This is a genomic window from Thermodesulfovibrionales bacterium (assembly GCA_035622735.1).
Taxonomy (GTDB): Bacteria; Nitrospirota; Thermodesulfovibrionia; order Thermodesulfovibrionales; family UBA9159; genus DASPUT01.
In genome coordinates this window covers 20,372-28,442 of the sequence record DASPUT010000086.1, presented here as the reverse complement: position 1 = coordinate 28,442, position 8,071 = coordinate 20,372, and the positions used below count along the sequence as shown (strand labels likewise).

Sequence of the window (8,071 nt, the reverse complement as noted above, 5' to 3'; positions counted from 1 at the left end):
GTGGCGGGTGCACTTGTGACCCATGGTATCTATCAGCAGCGGATCGAACGCATCCTGGCCGATGAACCGAAAAGCATGAGGGAGTTCATCGTCCAGAGGCTGAGCCATGAGCTGCATCTCGATGCGGCTCAGGTCGAGCAGTTACGCATCATCGTGAAAGATACACGCGCCGAAATGAGGAATGTGCGCAGGCAATTCAGACCTCAGATTGAAGAGATCCTGGCGCGTTCTCAGGATAAAGTCCGGGCGATCCTGCGTCCTGAGCAGCTTGAGAAGTATGAAATGATCGTCGCAAAACACAAGAAGAGACGAGAGCACGAAGAGAGCAGCAAATAGTTCTCAAGCAGGGATGAAGGATAAGAATCCCTTTGATTCGGGGAGTGTGATTCAGCGGCGACTCGACTCAAAGTTCATGAACTTCCCCCGACTGCCTGGAACGATCCACCCCTCCGGGTCGTTCCAGGCGTCTCTTTTTTCCCAGGGTAGCAAACGGAGAGCGACGGAGAGATCAGTTGCATCGGATGGGATAATAAGTGTAGTATTCATAGGGCCTGTTGCAGAGAGACAAAAGTATCATGAGGAGGTTTTTTATGAAGAAACTTTTCACGAGTAAGGCGCTCAGGGTTTGTTTTCTATTCTTTGCTCTCACCCTACCTCTTTTCCTCAGCAGCTGTGGAGGAGGGGGGTCTCTACCGACATTCAACGTTACGGGCACTTGGTTGATCTTTCATACAACAGCCGGAACGGCCGGACTGCAGGGACCTGATGTCTATACGTTTACGACATCGGAAAGCACCCTTTCAGGGACCGTAGTGCCGGCCGGCCAGACGCAGGCTTTGGCTGTCACAGGCACTGTCACCGGCGTGAATATCAGTTTTTCCTGGACCGGGATCGATGGAACCTCCTATGCTTACGAGGGCACGGTGAAGGCTAATGCCACGATGTCGGGCAACTGGACGAGTCTCAGGGGACAGACCATTCAGTCGGGAACGTGGAACGCGCTCATCAATAACCCGAATATTCTTACCGCCACCGTTGCGGGTAACTGGAATGTATTCGTAACGACCACAGGCATAGCCGGAGAGGTCGGACCGAGTCTCGCCACATTTACACAATCAGGCAATAGTATTACTGTGACACTGCAGGGGGAGACGATTACGGCTACCGGCACGGTGAGCAATCTGAATCTTATCTTTTCATGGGTCGGCGCCGATGGAGTCACGACGAATATCTTCATAGGGACGGCGGATGCCACCGCGACGAATATAACCGGCACATGGTCAGCCACGAACGGGCAATCGGGAACCTGGCGCGCGACAAAAGTCGGCTAGGAAGAGTTTTACGGTTGACGCGCGCCTCAGATCAGCTGAGGCGCGCGTTCTTCCCTCGTATCGATTGCGGGTATCGCCGCAGTCGCCCCTCCGGTTTTACCCAACCCAAGAATGCGGCGCCTGCCTCCTAAATTGCCTTCCTGCAAATAGTTGCCGCCCAGAGGAAGTTGCCTGAACTCGAGCTTTGGGCCGTATTCCTGTATAATAGCTCTATGCTTTCTTGCACGCAGAGAATGCACGCCATCATCCGGAAGAGATGAAGAAAGCCCTTTCTGTCCTTCTCCTGTTAATAGCCCTTGCGGGATGCAAAGGCGATAAGCATCCAACGGTCGTCCGTTCCGGACCTGAAGACGGTTCTTCCGTCCCCGCATACGGCGATACTCTCGTTGAAGGTTCTATCGGAGAGCCTACCATTCTCATTCCGATGCTCGCGGGCGACAACGCCTCGCATAGTGTCGCGGGGCTGATTTTCAACGGACTCGTCAAGTATGACACCGACCTCAGTGTTATCGGCGACCTCGCGGAATCCTGGGAGATCTCGAAGGACGGTCTCGTCATCACCTTTCACCTGAGGAAGAACGTGAAGTGGACCGACGGCTCCGAATTTACCGCCGATGATGTGATGTTCGGCTATCGATTGATCGTTGATGAGAAGACGCCGACCGCATATAGCGAAGACTTTAAGCAGGTCAAGAAGGCGGAGGTGCTCGATAAGTATACCTTCAGGGTTACCTATGAGAAGCCCTTCGCACCCGCTCTCACATCATGGGGCAATCTCGTGATACTCCCGAAGCACCTCCTCGAAGGCAAGGATATCACGAAGGCTGAATTCGGCAGGAACCCAATCGGTCTGGGGCCTTATAAGTTCTCACAGTGGATATCCGGTCAGGAAGTCATACTCGACTCGAATCACGATTATTTCGAGGGAAGACCCTATATCGATCACTATGTCTACCGGGTGATACCTGACCCTGCAACGATGTTCCTTGAGCTTCGGGCCGGCGGCATAGACATGATGGGTCTGACGCCGCTCCAATACACGAAGCAGACAGATACCCCATACTTCAAGGAGAATTTTCAGAAGTTCCGCTATCCCCAGTTCGTCTACACTTACATGGGCCTGAATCTCAAGCATCCTTTCTTTCAGGACAGGAGGGTGAGGCAGGCGATGGCGTACGCGATCGACAAGAGCGAGATCGTTGAAGTCGTGCTTTACGGGCTCGGCAGCGTTGCGACAGGCCCCTATGTTCCGAACACATGGCCGTACAATCCGAACGTGAAAAAGTATGAGTTTAACCCTGATAAGGCGAAGCAGCTCCTCAAGGAAGCGGGCTGGAAGGAAGGCCGTAATGGGATGCTCGAAAAGGACGGGAGGCCCTTCAGGTTCACGATACTCACGAATATGGGGAACACGCTCAGGATGAATACGGCGACGATTATCCAGTACCGGCTCGCGAAGGTGGGGATCAAGGTAGATATACGGGCCCTCGAATGGTCCACCTTTGTGAATCAGTTTATCGACAAGAGGCGCTTCGAGGCAGTGATACTCGGCTGGGCCATCAGTCCCGACCCGGACCAGTATGATATCTGGTATTCGGGAAAGACAAAGGAGAAGGAATTCAATTTTGTCGGCTATAATAATCCCGAGGTGGATGCCCTTCTTGAGGAAGGCCGCAGGACGTTCGATATAGAGGCGAGGAAAAAGGCGTACTTCAGGATACAGGAGATACTCGCCGAAGACCTTCCCTATATCTTCCTCTACGTACCGGATGCCACGACGATCGTGCAGGGGAGGTTCAGGGGCATAAAGGCATCGCCGATAGGGATAACCTATAATCTGCCGAAGTGGTATGTGCCGGAGAATCTGCAGCGCCACAGGATCGAGCCTTAGATGTTGACGTATCTCATGAAGAGGCTGCTCGAGATGGTCCCCACGCTCTTTGGGATTACCATCATATCGTTCTTCATCATCCATCTCGCCCCGGGCAAACCGACGGACATATTCACCGAATTGAACCCGAAGATTACCCCTGAGGCGAGGGAGAGACTCGAAAAGCTCTACAACCTCGACAAGCCGATTGTTGTCCAGTACGGACTCTGGCTGAAGAAGATCGCCCGTCTCGACTTCGGCGACTCTTTTTCTTCCGACAGGAGGCCGGTCATCGAGAGGATATGGGACAGGAAACAGCCCCTGATCCAGAGGAGGCTCTTCATCACGTTCATGATCAACCTCATCTCGATGATCATCATCGTCCTCATCGCGATACCGATCGGAATCTCTTCCGCGACGCATCGGAATACCCTCTATGACAAGATAACGACAACGACGGTATTCCTCGGGTTCGCGATGCCCTCGTTCTGGCTCGCACTCCTCCTCATGATCCTCTTCGGCGTGCACCTTCACTGGCTTCCGATTTCGCAGTTGAAGTCGATGCATTACGGCTCACTCTCGCTGGCCGGAAAGACCTGGGACATAGCGAAACATCTCATGCTTCCTGTCTTCGTCTCTGCCTTCGGAGGGCTCGCAGCCGATTCACGGTTCATGAGGTCGAGCATGCTCGAGGTGATAAGGCAGGATTATATCACCGTGGCGCGGGCAAAGGGTTTGAATGAAAGAACGGTCATCTACAGGCATGCCTTCAGAAACGCACTCCTTCCGATCATAACCCTCATGGGCCTCAGTGTGGGTGGTCTGATAGGCGGGAGTGTGATCTTCGAGAACATCTTCGGCATCCCCGGCATGGGTCAGCTCTTTTACATGAGCGTCATGACAAGGGACTACCCCATGGTCATGGGCATCCTGACGATCGGCGCGATATTGACCCTCCTCGGAAACCTCCTCGCAGATATCGGGTACATGTTAGCCGACCCGAGGATAAGGGCGAAGTAGCATGGGAAATAAAAAGCTGAGAAATCTCTTCTGGCAGAGATTCCGGAGCAATAAGCTTGCGCTCGCAGGCGGAATAACGGTCCTGGCCCTCTTTGTCATCGCCGTCCTCGCGCCGATCATCTCTCCCTATGATCCGGATGAAATCGACAGGAAACATATCCTGGAGCAGCCCGGGAAAGGGCATCTCTTCGGGACCGATGACCTCGGACGGGATGTCTTAAGCAGGATGATCTGGGGGTCATGGATATCACTCGCCGTCGGCTTCGTCGCGGTCGGCATAGCGACGGTAATCGGAGTGCTCTTCGGCGCCTTCGCCGGATATTACGGCGGGTGGGCGGACAGGGTCATCATGAGGTTTATCGATATCATGCTCTCGATCCCGACCTTCTTCCTCATCCTTGCGGTCATCGCCTTCATCGGATCGAGCATATGGAACGTCATGGCGGTCATCGGTTTGACGATGTGGATGGGAGTGGCAAGGCTTGTCCGAGCCGAGTTCCTTTCACTGAAAGAGCGGGAGTTTGTCCTCGCCGCAAGGGCGCTCGGGGCGAGCGACCTCAGCATTATCTTCAGACATATCATGATAAACAGCATGGCCCCGGTTCTCGTTTCCGCAATCCTCGGCATAGCCGGGGCGGTGCTCGTTGAATCGGCCCTGAGCTTTCTCGGCATCGGCGTCCAGCCGCCGACCCCGAGTTGGGGCAATATCCTCACCCTCGGCAAGGACAACATGGAGATAGCCTGGTGGCTTTCGGTCTTCCCGGGGCTCGCCATTCTCGTTACGGTGCTCGGCTATAATCTCCTCGGTGAAGGGATAAGGGACTCGATAGACCCGAGACTCTGGCAAGGGGAGAAGAAAAGGTGAGGCCGATTGTGTATCATGGTAATGGATGAGGGAGGAACAATTAAGAGACGCTGCTTCTGCAACTCCGGATCCCGAGAGGGCGCTGAAGAATCTCCTCTCCTTTTGTGAAGTAAATCCTGAATACTCCGACCGTCTCGCATCGCATCTGAGGCCGGTTTCCCTCCTTTTCAGTATCAGCCAGTTTCTCGCGAATTTTGCGTCATCGGAGCCTGAGGCGCTCTTCGATGCCCTCGTCGCCATACATGAGCCTGTCGAGAAGGAAACGGTCCTTGCGTCCCTGCGGCGGGCTATGGGCCTCGCGTCGCCTTTGTCAGGGGAAGGTCTCATGCGCATTCTGCGGAGCCAAAAGAAGAGGATGCTCCTCCTCATTACCCTGAGGGACATTACGGGCAAGTCTGACATTGTCGAGAGCATGCAGGAATTGAGCGTTCTTGCCGAAGCGATTCTCGAAGAGGCGCTCAAGGCCCTCACGGCCCAGATAAAGGAGACCTACGGCGAACCCGAACAGGACGCCTTCTCGATTATCTCAGTCGGAAAACTCGGATCGAACGAGCTGAATTTCAGTTCAGATATCGATCTCCTCTATGTTTACGGTCATGAGGGCGGCGAGACGAGCGGCATCATAACGCAGCACGGAGTTGCGAAAAACAGAATAAGCAACCATGAATTTTACTCCAAGCTCGGAGAGGGCCTGAACAGAGTGCTGGCGATGAATACGGAAGAGGGCTTTGTATACCGGGTCGATCTGAGGCTCAGACCGGAGGGCCAGCGGGGGAGCCTCGCGATGTCGCTGCCCGCATACGAAATTTATTACGAGTCCTGGGGCAGGGCATGGGAGAGGGCGGTTCTCCTGCGTGCGCGGCCGGTAGCAGGCGACCCAACGCTCGGGAGGGAATTCCTTGAAACGGTCAGGCCTTTTGTTTACAGGAAATACCTGGATTTCAATGCCATCGACGAGATACGGAAGATGAAGACAAAGATTGATGAGACCTTTAAGAAGGACGATATCAAGCGGGGGCATGGCGGTATCCGGGAGATAGAATTTTTTGTGCATGCACTCCAGTTGATTTACGGCGGGAGGGAACCCCTGCTCAGGGAAAGGAGTACCCTGAAGGGCCTGCATCGACTCCTCCAGAAGAGCCTCATCGGCTCCGGAGACTATGCTACCCTATCCGAAGAGTACCGGTACCTCAGGACGCTTGAACATCGGCTGCAGCAGCTCAATGATCTTCAGACGCATTCGCTCCCGTCGGGAGGGGATGAACTCGCCCTCGTCGGAAGGAAGATGGGGCTTCCCGACGGACCGTCCTTTCTCTCCGATCTCGAAGAGAGGCGCATGATGGTGCGGAGGATATATGACTCTCTCTTTGTGGAGAAGGGACCGAAGGACTTCGAAAAAGGAGGAGATGCCTTCCTTCCGTTCTCCGAAGAACTGTCGGATGATGAGCTCAGGGGACTCCTTGCCGGATACCCACTGAGGGACAAGGACAAGGTTGTGAGGAATATCCGTCACATGAACGAGAGTATGCACTCCTTCCAGACCCTGAGGGGCCAGAGGCTTCTCGGCGAGATACTCCCCGCATTTCTTCAGGAGGCATTACGATGCGGCAACCCCGATGCGGCCGTCAACAACCTCGAGGTCTTCGCAGCGCTCCTCGCTTCCGAGGAATCGTACCTCGATCTCTTTGCGCAGAAGGGAACGCTCATTCCTCTTCTCATTCACGTCTTCTCCCGGAGTGAGTATCTGGCGAAGATGATAACAAAACGTAAGGAATACCTCGAGTTCCTCGGGCAGGAGATGTTTACGAAGAAGTCTCTTCTCTCTCTGAAGAAAGAACTGGGGGGGATGATTTTGTCCGGCAGGTCTCTTGCAGAGTCCGTACGGGTCTTCAAGCAGATGGGCGAGATAGGACTCGGTATCATGTTTCTGGACAGGAAGATTGACATCGTCCGTCTCATCAGGGAGCTCTCCAAGATTGCGGAGGCGATCGTTTCTGTCTCAATCGATGCCTTAACCGGGGCAGACGGCCTGGCCGTTATCGCATTAGGAAAGTCAGGCGGAAGGGAGCTCACCTTCAATTCCGACCTCGATCTGATTTTTGTATGCCGTTCCGATGTCGCGGAAACTCACGTGAAAACGGCGGAAAGACTGATCAGACTTCTCATCTCCTACACGCAGGACGGAATGGCCTACAGCGTTGATGCACGGCTACGGCCCGAGGGTTCAAAGGGCCCCCTCGTTTCGAGCATAGCAGCGTTCAGGGATTATTACTTCAAGGCAGCACATTTCTGGGAGTTCCAGGCCCTTCTCAAGGCGAGACCTGTTGCCGGAGACAGCGCCACAGGATGTCTCTTCATGGATATGAAGAGAACAGTCTTAAGGGAGAAAGGTGCGGGGATTTCCCCCCAGGACATCAAGGGGATGAGGGGCAGGATTCAGAGGGTACTCTCGAAAGAGGCGGAGGGATTTGACATAAAGCTCGGTCCGGGCGGTCTTGAAGAGCTCGAATTCACCGTACAATACCTGCAGCTTCTCCATCTTCACGACCATGAGGAACTCATGGTGCAGCGCACGCTCGACGGAATACGGCGACTCGGCACGAGCAGGGTAATCGATAAGGATACGCTCGGTTTCATGAGGGAAACCTACATGTTTTACAGAACCCTCGAAACCCTCCAGAGATTGATCAATGAGCCGATCCTGAAGGAAGACTCCGATGTCGTCTCCTTTGCCGTCGACGTCATTGGATTCAGGGACGGCAAGGAATTTTTCAGGAACTTGAAAGAACGGAGACTGAGGGTAAAAGAGATTTTCGAGAACCTCCTATGATTTCATGGGGTGAGCCTCCCGTGATTAGACCTTCCACTCGCGAGCAGGAAACCTGTAAGACAAAAACCGATAGGGGATAGAGAAAATGTCCGACAAAAAAATCAGACTTCTGCTGATAAATCGGAATGAAACCACAAAGTAAAATAGAACGAAGG

General features: G+C 53.9%; 7 protein-coding genes. All 7 read left to right on the top strand.

Annotated features, from left to right (window positions below; translation table 11 throughout):
• On the top strand, window positions 1–336 hold a 336-nt coding region (locus VEI96_04925; GenBank protein HXX57323.1), incomplete at its 5' end, for a hypothetical protein.
• 13 nt (window positions 337–349) lie between these two features.
• Window positions 350–613: a hypothetical protein gene (locus VEI96_04920; GenBank protein ID HXX57322.1), complete on the top strand. Its 264-nt coding sequence runs from the start codon at window positions 350–352 to the stop codon at window positions 611–613.
• Entirely contained in the window at window positions 591–1,331 is a 741-nt protein-coding gene (locus tag VEI96_04915; GenBank protein HXX57321.1) for a hypothetical protein, read from the top strand. The genes VEI96_04920 and VEI96_04915 overlap by 23 nt, the downstream gene beginning before the upstream one ends.
• A gap of 256 nt (window positions 1,332–1,587) precedes the next feature.
• A complete protein-coding gene (locus VEI96_04910; GenBank protein ID HXX57320.1) occupies window positions 1,588–3,222 on the top strand; it encodes a peptide-binding protein in 1,635 nt (544 codons plus the stop codon).
• A complete protein-coding gene (locus VEI96_04905; GenBank protein HXX57319.1) occupies window positions 3,223–4,221 on the top strand; it encodes an ABC transporter permease in 999 nt (332 codons plus the stop codon).
• Between the two features lies 1 nt (window position 4,222).
• On the top strand, window positions 4,223–5,086 hold the full coding sequence (locus VEI96_04900; GenBank protein HXX57318.1) for an ABC transporter permease: 864 nt from the start codon (window positions 4,223–4,225) through the stop codon (window positions 5,084–5,086).
• Between the two features lie 25 nt (window positions 5,087–5,111).
• Window positions 5,112–7,916: a bifunctional [glutamate--ammonia ligase]-adenylyl-L-tyrosine phosphorylase/[glutamate--ammonia-ligase] adenylyltransferase gene (glnE, locus tag VEI96_04895; protein ID HXX57317.1), complete on the top strand. Its 2,805-nt coding sequence runs from the start codon at window positions 5,112–5,114 to the stop codon at window positions 7,914–7,916.
• The last annotated feature ends 155 nt before the right edge of the window (window positions 7,917–8,071 follow it).